Raw genomic sequence first — 17795 nt, 5'->3', positions numbered from 1 at the left:
GGCGCTCCTCCCCATGCCTGAAGGCAGGGGTCTCCGCGCCGTCGTGATCCGATGAGCGCCCTACGAAGTCGGTTTACCCCCCTCGAAAGGCACGCGCGCAGCGATTCCGCTTCGACGCAGGTGATCCGAGCCACGCGACTCGGCGTCCTTTCGCTGCTGCTTTTATCGCAAGCGATCGCGCAAGCTCCGGCGCCGAAACCGATTCCGGATGAAACGGCGCTTCGCCGTCACGTTCAGACGCTCGCTTCCGAAAAGTTCGAGGGGCGGCGCGCCGGAACGCCCGGAGCGGCGCTGGCCGCGCGCTACATCGCCGAAGAGTTCGCACGGTTGGGGCTGCGCCCCTGCTGTGCGACATCGCACGATCTTGAGCAACCTGCTTATCGAGACTACTGGCAAACCTTCAACCTCGCGGGTCGCGGTCAACTGGGCCAGCGCAACGAGATGTCGTTCACCGATGCGGAGGGCGCAACGCTCGATTTGCGCCTGAACGAAGATTGGGTGCCATTGATGTGGACGGCGAGCGCGCGCGTCGAGGAGATTCCGGCGGTGGTCGTCAATGGCGGCATCGTCGCCGAGGAGTTGAAACGCGACGACTACGCTGGCCTCGACCTTCGCGGCAAAGCCGTCATTCTGCCCTCGATGGTGCCTGAAGAGGCTGACCCGCACAACCCGCTGGCGCGCTACGCTGAACCGAGGTGGCGCGCGACCGCAGCGCGCGAACGCGGCGCACGCGCCATCATCTTCGTCTCCAGCCAGACGCGGCTTGCCGATGATCCGTTGGTCCGCTCCGAAGCAGAGCACGCGGCAGGCGACGCGCAGCTCATCGCGGTGGTGGTCTCACAAGCCGCCGCGCGGCGCTTGCTCGCCGCTAATGGCGTTCGCCGCACTGACGTCTCGCTAGCGAACGAGCCAAACGGCGCTGCATCGCGCGTGCGCGCCGATGGCATTCGGTTAACGATTCAGACCGAGATCGTTCGCCGCAATCTCGAAACGGCCAACGTGATCGGCATCGTCGAAGGGGCCGATCCCGCACTGCGCGCGGAGGCCGTGCTCATCGGCGCACACTACGATCACTTGGGCTTGGGCGGACGCGGCAGCCTCGCGCCAGACCAACGCGCGATTCATTACGGCGCCGACGATAACGCTTCCGGCACGGCGGCGCTCATCGAGCTAGCGCGCATCTTCACCCAGCAACGCCCGCGTCGCACATTCATCTTCGCCGCGTTCGGCGGTGAGGAACTTGGGCTGCTCGGCTCGAATCACTACGTGCGCAACCCTGTCTTCCCGCTCGCGCAAACGGTCGCCATGCTTAACATGGATATGATCGGGAGGCTGCGCCAAGGTCGCCTAACCGTGGGCGGCGTCGGATCGGCTTCCGAGTGGCGCGCGTTGGTCGAAGAAGTCAACCGACGGCTGACGCCAATGCGATCGGGCGGCGGCGCAGCAACGCAAGGGATCTTTAATCTAACGCTCAACCCAGATGGATTTGGGCCGAGCGATCACGCTTCCTTTTACGCCCGGCGCGTCCCTGTGCTCTTCTTCTGGACCGGGACGCACGAAGATTATCACAGGCCTTCCGATACGGCGGACAAGATCAACTACGTCGGGCAAACGCAGATCGCCCTTTTCGTCGCTGAAATCGCGCGCGAAATAGATCGTTTGCCGCAGCGCCCGACCTATGCGATCACGCGCGGCGAGCCCAGCGGGCGCACGACTGGTTTCCGCGTCTATCTCGGGACGATCCCGAACTACGCCGAGTCTGATCGCGGCGTGCGACTCGAAGCGGTGCGCGAAGGGTCGCCTGCGGCGCGCGCTGGACTCAAAAGCGGCGACCTGATCGTTAAACTCGCTGGACGCGAAGTGCGCAACATATACGACTACACCAACGCGCTATCGGAGATGCAACCGAACGTCGAGTACGAGGTCGAAGTCGAACGGGATGGACGCCGCCTGCGCCTACGGATCACGCCCGAAGCTCGAAGGAGGTGACGCCCATACGCACTTAGCGAGAGGGTTCAAAAAAGTCGAGGATGGGTTTTAGGCCGTTTTCGGCGGTTTTCAGCGCGCAAGAGTCGTGATCCAGGGTTGCCAGAGCATCCGAACTCTGACCAAGCGGTCAAATCGAGCGAAAAACGCCCCACAAAAGGCAGGAAGCGATCTCAAACGAGGGCGAGTGATCGCCCGCGCTGAGAGCTTTTCCGGCCATAGACATCTTCGCCCGAAATCGGCCATAATGGCTCCCTTTGAACGCTGACTCCCGTTCGATGCTTTTTCGGCAGGACGCATAGGAAGCCGCGCTTCCTTGCGTTCTCGCCGAGGCCCTGAAGACCGGTTCCAAAAGGAAAGGAAATTTTCGGGTCGTGGCCTTTTTGGAGGCTTTGAGTTTCGGGTTCGTTGCGTCTTCTCGCGTCGCTTATTTCGCCCTCTGGTCGGGATTGATCGGAGTGGCCTTGGCCGCGCTCACCTACGTTTCGATCAGACGCCAGCCAGCCGGCAACGAAGCGATGCGCTTTATCGCCGAGCAGATACATGACGGAGCGATGGCCTTTCTGAAACGCGAGTACACGGCGCTCATCCCTTTTCTGCTCGTCGTCGCTGCGCTTCTCGGCTGGACCATCGGCGTGGGAACGGCGCTCGCTTACATCGCCGGCGGCTGCTCGTCGGTGCTCGCCGGACTAGCCGGTATGGAGGCCGCAACACGCGCCAACGTGCGCACGTCGGAAGCAGCACGCGTTGCCGGACAAGCGAACGCGCTGCGCATCGCTTTCAACGGCGGCGCAGTGATGGGCCTATGCGTCGCCAGTTTAGGGCTTGTCGGCATCGGCGCGATCTTCAACTACTTCGCGCCTGACATCGCTTCCGATGCCGATTGGCGCGCTTTTTCCGAAAAGATCTCCGGGTTCGCCATGGGCGCCTCATCCATCGCGCTATTTGCGCGCGTCGGCGGCGGCATTTACACCAAAGCAGCAGACGTTGGCGCTGATCTCGTTGGCAAGGTCGAAGCCGGCATTCCGGAAGATGATCCGCGCAATCCGGCGGTGATCGCCGATAACGTCGGCGACAACGTCGGCGATGTCGCTGGCATGGGTGCTGATATCTTCGAGTCCTACGTCGGTGCCGTCATCGCCGCCATCGCCATCGCGGCGACGACGCCGGAGATCGTCAATAACTTCAACGCCGTCAGTTTGCCCATCGCCTACACCATGGCCGGACTCTTCGCCTCGGTGGTCGGCATCGGCGCGATGCGCCTCTTCGAGAAGCACGACCCGGCATCTGCCCTGCGCTGGACCACCATCAGCGCCGCCGGATTGTTTCTCGCCTGCGCCTTCTTCTTGACGGCTTGGCTTCCCATTGAACAACGGCGCACCGACGGCACGACCTACAGCTTGCTCGGTCCATTCTGGGCGGTATTGGCCGGAACGCTGGCAGGCGTCTTGATCGGTCTCATAACGGAGTACTACACGGCATCGCGTCCCGTGCGCCGCATCGCCGATGCATCCCGTACCGGCGTTGCGACCAACATCATCACCGGCCTCGCCGTCGGCATGCAGAGCGTCCTTCTCCCCGTGATCGTCATTTGCGCGGCGACCTATGCAGCTTACGTCCTCTCCGGCCTGTACGGGATCGCCATTGCCGCCGTCGGCATGCTCGCGACCGTGGGCGTAACCATGTCGGTGGACGCCTATGGGCCGATTGCAGACAACGCCGGTGGCATCGCCGAGCTGTCGCGTCTTGGGCCGGAAGTCAGAAAGATCACGGACGGGCTGGACGCGCTCGGCAACACCACTGCCGCCATCGGCAAAGGCTTCGCCATCGGCAGCGCGGCATTGACGGCGCTGGCGCTCTTTAGCGCTTACGCTTCTGCGGTGGGACTTGGCGCGCGCGGACTCAATCTGGTCGACCCAATGACGGTGATCGGGCTGTTCATCGGCGGCGCGATGCCCTTTTTCATCACGGCGACGACCATGACCGCTGTTGGACGCGCTGCCCAAGGCATGGTCGAGGAGGTGCGCCGTCAATTTCGCGAGATCCCCGGCTTGTTGCAGGGCAATGGGCGTCCCGATCCGGCTCGTTGCGTGGACATCTCGACGCGCGCGGCTCTGCGCGAAATGATCCTGCCGGGTGCCAGCGCCGTCGCCGTTCCCATCATCGTCGGCAAGATGCTCGGCATCGAAGCGCTTGGCGGTCTGCTCGCCGGGGCGACGGTGACCGGCGTTATGCTCGCGCTCTTCATGGCCAATGCGGGCGGAGCGTGGGATAATGCCAAGAAGCAGATCGAAGTGGGCGCTTTCGGCGGCAAGGGGTCGGAGGCACACAAAGCAGCCGTCGTTGGCGATACGGTGGGCGATCCGTTCAAGGATACGTCCGGACCGTCGCTCAACATTTTGATCAAGTTGATGTCGGTTGTCAGTCTCGTGCTCGCGCCGTGGTTCATCCGTTGAGGGCGCGGCGCACGCGAAGTTTTCGTCCCATCGAACTTCAAGTTGAATTCATGAAAGGAAACCGGAAGCGTTATGCGAACCCAAGTGTCGCTTCTCTCTAAACGTCAGATGTTCCACAGAAGAGTCGTCGAACGGTTGAACGAGGTGAAAGGCGGCGCGCTTCGCCGTGCCGTCTTCGCTTTCGGCGCGCTGTGCGTCCTGTTGTCGAGCGGCGTCGGCGCGCTCGCCCAAACGCACGGAAATGGCGCAACCCCGCATCGGGGCGGCGGCGAAGCCAGCCTCGTGCTGCCCGATCTGACGCAAGCTTCGTTTCTCGGGCTCGATGGGCGAACGATCTTGCTCATCGGGTTGCTCGTCTGTTTCCTCGGCATGATGTTCGGGTTGGCCATCTACATGCAGCTCAAAAATCTCCCCGTGCACCGCGCGATGCGGGAGATTTCGGAGCTGATCTATGAGACGTGCAAAACCTATCTCGTCACGCAGGGCAAATTCCTCCTGATCCTCGAAGGCTTCATCGCCGTCATCATCGTCCTTTACTTCGGCTTCTTGCTCGGCTTTGAGGCCTCGCGCGTGCTGATCATCCTGCTCTTCAGCCTGATCGGCATCGCCGGCAGCTACGGCGTCGCGTGGTTCGGCATTCGCGTCAACACCTTCGCCAACTCGCGCACGGCCTTCGCTAGCCTCGAAGGGAAACCTTTTCCGGTCTATTCGATCCCGCTCAAAGCCGGCATGAGCATCGGGATGCTCCTGATCAGCGTCGAGCTGTTGATCATGCTCTTCATCCTGCTCTTCGTGCCGGGCGAATACGCAGGTCCGTGCTTCATCGGCTTCGCCATCGGCGAATCTTTGGGTGCGGCAGCGCTGCGCATTGCGGGCGGCATCTTCACCAAGATCGCCGACATCGGTTCCGACCTGATGAAGATCGTCTTCGGCATCAAAGAGGACGACGCGCGCAATCCCGGCGTGATCGCCGATTGTACGGGCGACAACGCGGGCGATTCAATCGGACCGACAGCCGATGGCTTTGAAACCTACGGCGTCACGGGCGTCGCGCTGATCACCTTCATCCTGCTGGGCGTGCCGAATCCAACCGTGCAGGTGCAGTTGCTCGTCTGGATCTTCATGATGCGCATCATGATGGTGGTGGCGAGCGCGCTCTCCTACTTCATCAACGAAGCGATTGCGCGCGCGCGTTACGGCAACGTCGCCGAGATGAACTTCGAACAACCTTTGACCAATCTCGTCTGGTTGACTTCGATCATCTCGATTGCGCTTACCTACGTCGTCTCCTACTTGATTATTCCGGATCTCGGCGGCGATACCACCTTGTGGTGGAAGCTTGCGGCCATCATCTCGTGCGGAACGCTAGCGGGCGCGATCATCCCGGAACTGGTCAAAGTCTTCACCTCGACCGAATCGCGCCACGTCAAGGAGGTGGTCACAAGCTCGCAAGAGGGCGGCGCCTCACTCAACATCCTTTCGGGCTTCGTCGCCGGTAACTTCTCCGCCTACTGGCTCGGCATCGGCATCGTCGCCTTGATGACGGTCGCCTACTACTTCAGCTCAATGGGCTTGAGCGCGCTCATGGTCGCCGCCCCGGTATTCGCTTTCGGCTTGGTCGCCTTTGGCTTCCTCGGCATGGGACCGGTGACGATCGCCGTTGACTCCTATGGGCCGGTGACGGACAACGCGCAGTCGGTCTACGAACTATCGCTCATCGAGCAAGTGCCGAACGTTGAAGAGGAGATCAAGCGCGATTTCGGGCGCACAGTCCACTTCGAACGCGCCAAGCATCTGCTCGAAGCCAACGACGGCGCAGGCAACACCTTCAAGGCAACCGCCAAACCCGTGCTCATCGGAACGGCGGTGGTCGGCGCGACGACGATGACTTTTTCGATCATCATGGCGCTCACCGCTGGATTGACGACCAACACGCAGAACCTCTCGCTGCTTCATGCGCCGTTCGTCCTCGGCCTGATCACCGGCGGCGCGATGATCTACTGGTTCACGGGCGCTTCGACCCAAGCCGTGACGACCGGAGCCTATCGCGCCGTTGAATTCATCAAACGGAACATCCGCCTCGAAGGCGTCGAAAAAGCCTCGGTTGCAGATAGCAAGCGCGTGGTCGAAATCTGCACGCGCTATGCGCAACGCGGGATGTTCAACATCTTCCTGGCGATCTTCTTCGGCACACTGGCCTTCGCTTTCGTCGAACCCTATTTCTTCATCGGTTACCTGATCTCCATCGCCGTCTTCGGCCTCTACCAAGCGATCTTCATGGCCAACGCCGGCGGCGCATGGGACAACGCGAAGAAGATCGTCGAAGTCGAACTCAAACAGAAGGGGACCGAACTTCATGCGGCGACGGTGGTCGGCGATACCGTCGGTGATCCGTTCAAAGACACGTCATCCGTGGCGATGAACCCGGTCATCAAGTTCACGACGCTCTTCGGGCTGCTGGCCGTCGAACTCGCTGTGAAATTGACGAGCGATTACGGAGCCAGCGCTAGCCACTTTCTAGCCGCGGCGTTCCTCGCCGTTTCGCTCGTCTTCGTTTGGCGCTCGTTCTACGCGATGCGGATCGGATTGGAGAAGCTGGAGACGCAAGCGGCTTCGCCAGCGACAGGAGATTAAGGCGTCAGCGAATCCGGCTGACGAATGGTTGAAGAGAGGCGATCTCAAAAGATCGCCTCTTTTGTTTTCAGCGCGAGCGGCCTTTGATCTGACCGAAACGCAAATCAAACCGGCGTGCGGCTTCCTTACTGCCCGCGCCCTTGACTAGCGCGCGCGCCAGCCCCTCCCTCACCCGCGGGAGAGACTGGGCAGGTCCCTGATCGCCCTGTTGGCGACGCCCGCGGCCAAAGTCTCTTCGCCTCCGACCGAAGTCAAGCGAACCCATTTGGCTTTATCCGATGAGGTACGCAAGGAGCTTGCGCGCAACTAACGGGCGGCGAGGTCCCGTTCGCTGACGATCTGCCAATCGGCGCGCTTCTCCCAGACCAACTGTTGCGTGGCCGCTCCCCGTCGCTGCGCGAAATTGAACCTTTTGAGGAAAGTCATAGTGGCGCGCCGTCCATCGGGCGAAAGGGCGATGCGCGGCGCGGCGATTTCCAAATTGAAACGCTGTCCGCTCGATAGGTAACGCGCTTTGTCAGCCCTCACGTCGGCGCGTGAGACGTTGCGTTGCAGATAGTAACGTTCGAGCACAGGCGCATAAAACTGCATCAACTCGTCCAGACCGCCTCGGTTAGTCGCCCGCGCCCACTCGGCAACTTTCGCACGTAGTTCGTCTACGGCGTTTGAAGATGGGACGATCTTTTCTGCAAGCTGCGCCGATGCGCCCTCTTTCACAGGCGGCGCTTGCGCGCTGCTTTCCGCTTTTGGCGCTGGTTCGGTTCCGCCACCCGGCGCAGCTTCCGCTCGCGTCTGTGCGCCGCGCGTCAAAGTCTCTTGTTTAGCAAGCCAGACGAAGACGCCGGAGCTGAAAGCGATGGCGAAGAAAACGAACGCATACACCCAAGGGAACGCATGGCGTCGGAGGCTGCTTTCGGTGACCGCGCTTTTTCGCTTCGCTTCATCCGAAGCCTCATTTCCGCCAAAGCGCAACGATCTTCGGCTGAAAACCTCCGGGGAGAAGGAATCCACAGCCGGTCCCGCACGGCGTCCGCCTACTTCGCGCGCCTCTTCGGCTGAAATCCGCTCGCCTCCTTCCGGTTCGATCTTCTGTGGCCCAGTTCCTGTCGGAGTTTTGCGCCGAGATGCATCGCCATCAGTGGACCAACCAGTCGTGTCCATCGAAGTTTTAAGCTGAACTTCGGCCGTGGCCCTTTCGGCAGGAGGACGCGAAAGTTTTTCCGCGATCGCTTCGCCATCGTGCGAGATGTTTTGGAAGGCGACGTCCTCGACGGCGGAGCGCGAATCGGCTTTCACGGGCAGCGTCTCGGTCTTTTCCACAGGCGGCGAAATTTCCACTATGGATTTGAAAGCTTGCAAGCTGCGTTGCAGCTCCGCCGCAACGTCCTCGCCGAAAAGAATCACTGGCCCTGGCACTCCGCGCCACGAGATGGACGATTGATCGCTAACGACGAATCGCAAGCGACACCCGCCCTCCGTCTCCTCCGTCGCCTCCGCTTCGAGCAGCGCACGCGCGCATCCCTCGTTCAACAAATAGGCCGAGCGATTCGGCGCGGACTCAATCTTTTCGGCGACCCATCGCCCGTTCGTGCCCGCAGCCGCTTCCGTCAGCCAGAAAGAATGACGCTCATCTATGGCGAGCACGGCGATGACGCGCTCGATCCAGCGTGGAACGCAGTTCGGATCACTGAACGCGGCTAACACGCGCGTTGCCGACGCCTTGACCGTTACCCATTGTTCGCACCTGCGCATGGTTGATGGAGCAGGCGAGGTCCTCTTGCTCTCTGTTCCCCCAACAAGGAAGGCATCTCGCAATAAGCTTAATCGATCATCGGCAAAAGACGCAATGCGCAAAAGGCCTGTTCCTAAACCAAGTAAAGCGCCGCTAGCGCCGAACCGAAGGACCGTAACTCGCTGGCGCGCGCAAGTGGGAGGGACGAACCGAGACGGCAACCGCTTCGTCTATGCGACATGAAGGCAGCGGACGAGAAGGAAGCCCACGACCTTCTCGTCCGCTGCCTCAAGGGAGGACCGGCTTAGAAATTGAGCCGGAGAACGATCTGCACCAAGCGACCGCCTGGATCGTTGGTCGTCGAAAGGTCTTGGTAAACGGTTCCGCTACCGAGTTGGCCAAAGGTCAGACCGCCGAATCCGCCGATCGTAACGGAATTAGCAGCCCAACCGCCGACGCGGAAGTTGACGTTGTTGATCGCGTTCAGGAACTCGCCGCGCAGTTCGAAGTTGGCCGTCTCCGAAATCTTTATGCGCTTGACCAAGCTCATGTCGAGTCGAACGAAGCGCGGGCCATGAAGGACGAGGTTGGCAAAGCCACACTGTCCAGCGAATGCCGGAATGCAATCAGGGCCTCCTGCCGGGGCGATATACTTGCCCGTCGGAGCGCCCAACGAGAACCCCGTCGGCGTTACGTTGAACGCGCGAATGGTGTTCTGAATCACGTCTGGATCGAGGAAATAAACGATCCGGTTCGGTTCTTTGCGCACTTCGACGAACTTTTGCAACTCTTTGCGGTCCATGTTGACGAGGCGCACGTTCGTCAATCGGAACGGCGTCCCGCTCTGAACACGTGCCGTGCCATGGACGGCCCACCCGCCGATCAACCGATCGAGGAAGCCGTTCGCCTCGCCGAAGAACGTTCTCCCACGACCGAACGGAAGCTCGTAGATCCAGTTCGCCTTGAAGGCATGACGGATATCGAACGGCGAGAGGGTCTTCGCCAAATTCGGCTGGCGCAGGGTCGGATACTGGCTAAAGACCTCAGAGCTGACGTCGTACATGTTCGTCAACGACTTCGACCACGTGTAGCTTGCTTGCACGAGCAGCCCTTGCGACAAGCGTCGCCGCAATTCGATCGTCAAGCCGTCGTACCAAGAATGTCCGCCGTTATCTACCACGAACGCCCCGCCGAGTTTATCCGGGTTGACCACGAAGAAGTTCGGCGGCAAGCCAGCGTTGATTCCGTTGGCGCGTAAGCCGGCGCTCCCCAGTATGTTATTGGCGAAGCCTACCGGGCTCGGATTGTTGACCGCGAGCAGGTTCAGAAAAGCTGTGTTGGCAAAGAAGGACGACGTGTAACGCGCTGGGTCGTTGGCCTGCGCCGCAGGTATGCCGCTGAAGTAAGCGAGCATGATCGGCAACGGCGAGGTTCCAGGGACGCCCGTATAGGCGAAGGTGTTACCGCGTCCAGCCGCGATGTTCGCTTGGAGATTGGCCTGCGCAAGGCGGAACTCGTTTAGAAAACCGTTCTCAATGACGTTGATCTCATTGAGATTATACTGCCGCCAGAGCTTCACACCGCGCGTCCCGACGTAACGCGCTTCGACGACCATGTCTTTGGTGATTTCGCGCTGGATGCCGAACGTCCACGATTGAACGTAGCCGAGCTTGAGATTCGGGTCGAAAGCGTTTGCTGAATCGGTTACCGCACCGGTGATCGGATAATTCGGCGCGCTCGGGAATGAAGGGGGCGCGAGGCTCGCACGATCGCGCAGCAACGTTCCGGGCGTGAGGTTGCCGAGCAAGATGCTTCTTGCCGCCGTCACCGTGCCGCCCGGATTAGCTCCGAGAATGCTGGAAACAACGTTCATCCCTTCGCGCACGAAGGCGATCGAGTATCCGGCGCGAATCACACTTTGCCCACCGCTGCCGAACAGTCGGTTGAGAAAACCGCCCTTCCAATCGGGGCTCCAGGTGAAACCGACGCTCGGGGCGAAGTTATTGTAGTCGGTGTTGTACGGCTTGTCGCCCGGCTTGAACTGGATGTACTGCGTCGGGCGTCCCTGCAACACCCCCGGTCGGAAGAGATTGCCTGGTCCAGATACGCCGAAAAGGTCCTGATATGTGGTAAACGAATAGTTGTTGTTGAGCGCCGTAAACGGGAATTGCACTTCCCAACGCAAGCCCATGGTGAGCGTCAAATTGGGCCTGTACCGCCATGTGTCCTGCACGTACAACCCCATCTCGCGCTGCCGTGCGCGCTCGATGTAATCGCCAAGGTAACGATACTGCCCGCTCTTCTCATCCAGCGCTGCAACGCCGCTGACGCTTGTCACACGCCCGACCAAAACGGCGTAGATGGCGCGGGCAGTTGCCAGATCACCCGTGGAAGCGCCCGGGAAGTTAGCCGCGGTGAAGATGCGCGAAGCTGGATCGCTGGAGTCAATTCCGAACCCAATGGTGGGCACTACACCGCCCGGAAACCCCTGCTGCCAAAGATTGACCTGCGTAAAGCTCCCGCCGATATTGAACGTGTGGTTGCCAGCGATGTAGGTCAAGTTATCTGTGAACTGTTTGATCGGCGAGTTGCGACGACTCGTGCCGGTCGTTACCGTCGCGTTGCTGATTCCGGCAGCGTTGATGTTGAGGCTGAATCCGCCTTGATTTTGGAACTGCCCCGGATTCACTTCCGGGAAGAAGAGCACCGTGCCGCCAGTAAGACCGAACCGCGCTTCGTTGACCAACCTCGGCGAGAAGGTCGCACGCCACGCCGTGACGTTGGAGAAGCGGTTCGATTTCTGGCTGCCAAAATTCGGAAAGCCGGGGAAAGCTGGGTCAACGCCGTTGAGGAAATCAACGACGGAGTCGAACTTCTGGTAGTTGTAAATGTTCTCCAAGTGGTGATTCGGCGTCAGGTTCAGGTCGAAACGAACCGTCGGGAAATAGCGTTTCTGACCACCAGTGTTGATGAAACTGAAAGCTTGGTAATTCGGATCGCTCAACTGACGCACGCCGCCAGCACTTGTCGAGCTACGAATAGCGGCGAGCAACGACCCGATGGTCGGATCGATCGTCGAGGTACAGGGAATAAATGGCGTCGCAGTCGCTCCCGCAGGGTTGCAATTCGTTGCCGCTGCAACCGTGAGCAGGTTGACCGAGCGCGTGCCGCCAGCATACTGAAAGATACCTTGCTGAGCAAGCGGACTGAAAATCGTCCGTTCGCGCAAGGTGCGCTCCGGCAAACGGAACTCCTCGTAGTTGACGAAGAAGAAAGCCCGGTCCCGTCCGTTGAAGAGGCCTGGGATGACGATGGGGCCGCCCAATCTCCCGCCGAATTGATTGAGCAGCACGCGGTTGCGCGGAGCTTTCCCATCCACCGGGTCGGGTGGTAGATCGCGGTTGTTGAACCAATAGTTGGCGTTGAGCGACGGATTGCGGTGGTACCAGTAAAGGCTACCGCGTAAATCGTTCGTGCCGCCGCGCGTGACGAACTTAATCTGCACTGCTCCCTCACCGGAGCTTTCCGCGCCCGGCGTGGCGGTCGAGAGCGTCACTTCTTCAATGGCATCGATGCGCGGACGAATGTACGTGAAAAACCCATCGCCCGACTTCAAGAGGTTATCTTGGACGTTGACGCCATCGATTGTGATGTTAAGCGCGCCCTTTGGCAAACCGTTCACCGATGAAGCGCGCGGTCGCCCGGCCTGCGCCGTCCCAGGAAGCAACAGGACCAGATCGAGGGCGTCACGTGAGGTGAAGGGTAGTTCCGTGATCTGGCGTCCGGTGATCGTCGTGGCGACGTTTGCTGATTGCGTCTGGAGCAGCTCGCCGCCAGCGCCCGTGATCGTCACCGATTCGGTGATCTGCCCGGGTTCAAGCGCGACGTTGACGCTCGAAGCCTTGCCGACGTCGATCTTGACCTCTTGCAAGACTGCTTGCTTGAAACCTTGCGCGGTGATGGTCACCGTGTAAGTACCTACGGCCAACGACGGAACGGTGAACGTCCCGTTGTCCGACGTCTGCGTCGTAAACTCCGCTCCGGTTGCGTTGTTCTTGACCGTAACGGTCGCACCTGCGACCACCGCGCCGGTCTGATCGGTGACGGTGCCCGCAAGCGTCCCCGTAGAACTGACTTGACCGAAAGCAAGAGCGCTCGAGGCAAGCAAGAACAGGATCAGAAGCGCTGATCTGTGAGCGAAAAGCTTCATCTTGGGCATCCTCCATATCTTGCATATCTTGATCTCGATTTAAAGCTTCAAGATTCAAAGAGCTATCATGAAGCCAGCAAAAACAGCGAAAACCGATAATTGCTAGATGAAGCTTGCAGAGGTCCCGATTGTTTATATGCAAATCGCATGCCTCTCTCCCCGCGATAACGGAAACCTTAGAACAACAAAGACTTAGAGAGTCGGTTGCGAGACGCGGAACGAAATTTTCTCCAAAAATTCGGATTTTCATCCAAAAATTTGGATGCCTTTTGAATGCCCGTGCATCAATCGGGCAATGTGACCAAATTTAAAGAGCGCATCCGCGAACGCTTTGGATCAAAGATTTGAGCGCGGGCGGTCGGTCCGAGATCGAGCAGCGCGTTTACAAGAGAGCCAAACGCGCCCGAGGGCACAAGATCGGACAGCGCATGAAAGGTCTTCAGATCAGAAGAGCGGATGCTGGCTATCTCGTCAGCATTTTAGCCTTTGAACGCTGCGACGCGCTTGGCTGCGCGCGTTTGGCGAGACGCCGACGAGCCGGTCAACTTTGTGGCTTTTGAACGGTTGTGGCCCCGCGCTCCGAAGGCAGCAACCGAGATGGATCAGGCGCTTCGGGCGAAGTGTGGGCGTGAATCGCTTTCCATTCGCTGCCGATGCGTTGAAAAACCAGCGTCAATCTTCCCGAAGCCCTCTCCGGCGTGCCGCGGAAAGTTTGCGCTTGCGTCCAGAGGCACGTAACGAGCGCCGCGTTCGAACCGAGCATGTGCACGCGCACATCGCGCACATCGAGCTTTACGTCCTTGACGTCGGCGTACAGGCTCACGCGATTGGCGCGCACCTGCTCCCAGCCTTTGGTTACCGTGCCGTTGTTGTTGAAGATGATGAGTTGCGGAGAATTCCAATAAACGCTCATCACCTCATCAACGTCAGCGCGGCGGATGCCGTCGAGCAGCTTCTCAAAAGCCGCCCGCACAGCCTGCTCTCCCGAATCAGAGGCGCGCGCGCTTGCCTGTCCGGCTCGCGTTCGGCTCTGTCGAGCGGGACCAGTTTGCGCCCGTTTCGAAGCGCTTGACATCGGCGCCGTGGGCTGCGGGGCGCCTGCCTGTTGTCCGCAAACCGCGGGCGCAAAGAAGAAGCTGATGATGAAAGCGAAAGAGATGTTCAATCCGCTTTGGAATTTCGAGGGCATGGCGCGATGAAAAACCCCAGCGAACGTCATGGCCAAATCATACCTCCCCCAGATGAGAATTTGTCAGAAGACCAAGGATGCGATCTCGCGTCGCAGCTCAAGGGCTGATCAGATCAGCCGCCGCGCGCAAGCGTCGGACCGAACGCTCGCGCCCCAGCGCCTCGAAAACGTCGAACATCGAAGGGCCGACCGCTTGCCCGGTCAGCGCCGTGCGCGCCGCGTTGATCAACAAACCGGCTTTGACGCCAGCCTCCTCAGCGAACGCGCGCAAAGCTCGTTCGACGTTCTCCGCCGTAAACGGTTCGACCTCTTCGAGCGCACGCGCCAGCTTCGGCAGCAGCTCTTTCAGGCGCGGCTCGCGTCGCAAGTTCTTCTCGACGGCCGCTTCGTCGAAAGAGAATTCGTCGCTGAAATAGGCGCGCCCTTGACCGGAGAAATCTTTGAGCGTGTGGAAGCGCTGCCGGATCAAATCAACCGTCCGCCTGAACCACTCGCGCCGTTCGCCTTGGTATTCGGCGCGCCACAAGCCCGCAGACTCCAATTCCGCGCGCACGAACGGCAACAGTTCATCGAGCGGCATGCGATGAATGTATTCAGCATTCATCCAAAGGGCTTTGGGATCGGTCCACTGGCGCGGATCGCGTTCGTTGAAATTGAAGATCGCGTTCGAGCGATGGATGCCTTCGAGCGAAAAGCGTTCGATCATCTCGTCGAGCGTCATGATCTCTTTGCCGTCGGCGGGCGACCAACCGAGCAGCGCGAGGAAGTTGCGAAACGCCGCCGGAAGGAAACCCCGATCGCGATAGGTCGTCAACGAAACGACTTCGCCGTGTTTGCGCTTCGATAGTTTCGCCTTGTTCGGCGCCAAGATCAGCGGCAAATGGGCGAATTGCGGCACGGGCGCGCCGAGCGCGCGATAGATCAAAATCTGCTTGTGCGTGTTGGTCAGGTGATCCTGTCCGCGTATGACGTGCGTGATGCCCATTTCGATGTCGTCGCACACGACCGAGAGGTTGTAGAGCGGATGGCCGTCGGAGCGGACAAGGACGAGATCTTCGATCTCGGCGTAGTCGCGCTCCTGCTTGCCATAGACGATGTCATGAAACTCCGAAATCCCTTCGCGCGGCACCTTCAGACGAATGGCGAACGGCTCGCCCGCCGCCGCGCGACGGTCCGATTCTTCGCGCGGAAGATCGCGGTATGGGTTGGTCTGGGTTTCGCCCCCCGCCGCCGCACGACGCGCACGCGCGGCGATCTCTTGCTTGACGTTCGCCTCCGACCGCTCTTCGCGCGGCGTGAAATCGCGGTAGGCTTTTCCTTCTTCGAGAAGACGATGCGCAACAGCGCGATGCTTTTCCGCATTCGCCGATTGAAACACGACCTCCTCATCGTAATCCAGACCGAGCCAAGCAAGCCCCTCGAAGATCGAACGCGTCGATTCTTCGGTCGAGCGTTGCAGATCGGTGTCCTCAATGCGCAACAAGAACTTCCCGCCTTGCTTGCGCGCAAAGAGCCAGTTGTAAAGCGCCGTGCGCGCTGCGCCGATGTGCAAATATCCGGTTGGAGAAGGAGCGAAACGTACCCTCACACTCATCTTCTTAAACCTTCCATTTAACTTTCGATTAATACTCTCGGTAGCGGCTCACAAAATGCGAGATCCTGCCGCGTGACCTTCCGTTCAACGCCGGATCGCTTGATTTTAAATAGATCAGGCGATCAGACGGAAGCTACCACATCGGCGATGAGAAAGCATATGGCCAGCATCATGCCGAATCGACCCGAAAGCTTTCTCTCTCAAGCTATTACTCGCGTAAGATGCGCCCTCTTTTAGTGCGTTCGATGCGATAGAGGTGGCGCTTTGAAAGACTGAACCCGTACTCAAACCTTCGGACTTAGTCTGCGCTCTAACTCATCTAGCTTCCGTTCCAGTCGGTCGAAGCGTTCGAGCAGTTCCGCGTGTTGCCTTTCGACCAAGCGCGGCTCTTTCCCCTTGATGAAGAATGTGCCCCCTGGCTCCAAAACGCAACGTTCGATCTCGTCGAGGCTGGCGAAGCCTTGCCGATGCGCCACGGCCAACAGCTCCGATTCGGTCATCAACTCCTTGGCCAGCCCTTCGGGGACCACGCGCCCGTTTTCGATCAACACGGTCGGCTCGCCTTCGAGCAACTGGTCCAAACGGCGATGTTTGAAGACGAGTCGCACGACTAAATAGTTAATTCCGAGAAGCGAGAAGGCGCCGATGATGCCGCCCGTCACGGAGGTGTCATCGCCGATGATGGCGTTCTGCACCGTGTTCGAGAGCGAGAGCAAGACGACGAGGTCGAACGGATTTAGTTGCGCCAGCTCGCGTTTCCCGAAGATGCGCAAGAAGATGACGAGGGAGAGGTAAACGATAACGGGGCGTAAGACCTTCTCGGCGACCGGCAGCGCGAGATGGAACATGTCGCGCCAGATCGCTTCGCTCCACACTGACACAGCGAAGACGGTCATGCTTCACGAGCAAAACGGGCGGAAACGAAACTGGGCCGCCCGACGATGGAGCAGCCCACTTCGGAAACCTTCTGGCGGAGGTGGCAGGATTCGAACCTGCGAAGGGCTTTTGACCCTTAACGGTTTAGCAAACCGCCGCCTTAAGCCTCTCGGCCACACCTCCGCGACCCTCGAAATCGAAGGGCAAGGAGCTATTTTAATTTGCGCGCGCCGATTGTCAAGGCGCGCGCCCTTTCACCCGCCTTTGGAATCGCTTTGAAGCCGAGGCTTTTTCCCCGCTTTTCACGACCAACCTTCCGCTTTGAATTTTGTTTGGAGCCGCGCGCTCGCAACACGCAAAGCGCGGCTAATACGCTTTTCTCGTTTTCGCTGCTATCGGCAAGTTTTAGGCGAATGATAAAATCGCGCTGGGGAGAGGGGCAGCGGAACCGAGCCATGCAGCGACGAGATTTCCTCAAAGGCTTGACGACGGCAGCGCTGGCTGGCCTCGCTGCTTCTTCCGCTTACGCGCAATTCATCGAGCCTTTCGCCTACGAAGTGACGCAGACTGAGATCGCCATCGAGGGACTTCCCGACAGCTTCGATGGGTTTCGCATCGTGCAGATCACCGACGTGCACCATAGTCGGCTCGTGCCGCTCGAAGAAGTGCGTCGTGTCGTCGGGTTGGCCAATCGAGCAGCGGGCGACTTGATCGTGCTGACAGGGGATTACACCACCGCGCGTCGCCGCTACATCGAACCATGCGCGGAGGTCCTGAGCGAACTTATGGCGCCAGCGGGCGTTTGGGCTGTGCTCGGCAATCACGACCATTATACCGACCCGGAGCTGACGGCGCGGGCGCTCGCGCGCGCGAAGATCAACGTGCTTGGCAACGCCAACACGCGGCTTCGACGCGGCGCAGAAGAGCTTCAACTCGTCGGCATCGATGATTGGTCGTGGGGCGCGACCGATTGGAAACGCGCCTTCAAGGGCACAGACCGCAAGCGCCCAATCATTCTGCTTTCGCATCAGCCGCGCGTCTTCGCCATGCCGGAGACGGAAGGGGTCTCGCTCATTTTGAGCGGTCACACTCATGGCGGGCAGATCAGCCTGCCACTG

At 59.8% G+C, this 17795-nt stretch carries 10 protein-coding genes and 1 tRNA gene; 4 read left to right on the top strand and 7 right to left on the bottom strand.

Features of this window, described 5'->3' with window-relative positions:
* Nucleotides 1-120 precede the first annotated feature (120 nt).
* The 3 genes from C4334_RS05020 (at nt 121) to C4334_RS05010 (ending at nt 7076) form a co-directional block, all read left to right on the top strand.
* Nucleotides 121-1989: a M28 family peptidase gene (locus C4334_RS05020; protein ID WP_352430988.1), complete on the top strand. Its 1869-nt coding sequence runs from the start codon at nt 121-123 to the stop codon at nt 1987-1989.
* A gap of 371 nt (nt 1990-2360) precedes the next feature.
* The gene (locus C4334_RS05015; RefSeq protein WP_502943399.1) at nt 2361-4442 is read left to right on the top strand and encodes a sodium-translocating pyrophosphatase; all 2082 of its coding nucleotides are present in this window, start codon (nt 2361-2363) and stop codon (nt 4440-4442) included.
* A gap of 108 nt (nt 4443-4550) precedes the next feature.
* A complete protein-coding gene (locus C4334_RS05010; RefSeq protein WP_352430987.1) occupies nt 4551-7076 on the top strand; it encodes a sodium-translocating pyrophosphatase in 2526 nt (841 codons plus the stop codon).
* Between the two features lie 306 nt (nt 7077-7382).
* On the opposite strand, the gene C4334_RS05005 is transcribed toward C4334_RS05010, so the two are convergent.
* The 7 genes from C4334_RS05005 to C4334_RS04975 form a co-directional block, all read right to left on the bottom strand.
* Complete coding sequence (locus tag C4334_RS05005) at nt 7383-8828, bottom strand: hypothetical protein (protein ID WP_352430986.1); 1446 nt, start codon at nt 8826-8828, stop codon at nt 7383-7385.
* A 284-nt stretch (nt 8829-9112) separates the two neighbouring features.
* Nucleotides 9113-13018: a TonB-dependent receptor gene (locus C4334_RS05000; protein ID WP_352430985.1), complete on the bottom strand. Its 3906-nt coding sequence runs from the start codon at nt 13016-13018 to the stop codon at nt 9113-9115.
* A 541-nt stretch (nt 13019-13559) separates the two neighbouring features.
* A complete protein-coding gene (locus tag C4334_RS04995) occupies nt 13560-13991 on the bottom strand; it encodes a YybH family protein (protein ID WP_352430984.1) in 432 nt (143 codons plus the stop codon).
* Nucleotides 13992-14304: 313 nt separating this feature from the next.
* Nucleotides 14305-15801, bottom strand: a complete 1497-nt coding sequence (gene gltX, locus C4334_RS04990) for a glutamate--tRNA ligase (RefSeq protein WP_352430983.1) — start codon at nt 15799-15801, stop codon at nt 14305-14307.
* A gap of 284 nt (nt 15802-16085) precedes the next feature.
* Nucleotides 16086-16661: a DUF421 domain-containing protein gene (locus C4334_RS04985; RefSeq protein ID WP_502943401.1), complete on the bottom strand. Its 576-nt coding sequence runs from the start codon at nt 16659-16661 to the stop codon at nt 16086-16088.
* A gap of 108 nt (nt 16662-16769) precedes the next feature.
* Nucleotides 16770-16860 (bottom strand) — tRNA-Ser (locus C4334_RS04980).
* A 28-nt stretch (nt 16861-16888) separates the two neighbouring features.
* A complete protein-coding gene (locus C4334_RS04975) occupies nt 16889-17134 on the bottom strand; it encodes a hypothetical protein (protein WP_352430981.1) in 246 nt (81 codons plus the stop codon).
* Between C4334_RS04975 and C4334_RS04970 the strand changes: the two genes are divergently transcribed.
* On the top strand, nt 17133-17795 hold a 663-nt coding region (locus tag C4334_RS04970; protein WP_352430980.1), incomplete at its 3' end, for a metallophosphoesterase. The two genes, C4334_RS04975 and C4334_RS04970, sit on opposite strands and share 2 nt — an antisense overlap.

This window comes from Pyrinomonas sp., from assembly GCF_040289685.1.
Classification (GTDB): Bacteria; Acidobacteriota; Blastocatellia; order Pyrinomonadales; family Pyrinomonadaceae; genus Pyrinomonas.
This window is presented reverse-complemented; position numbering and strand designations above follow the sequence as displayed.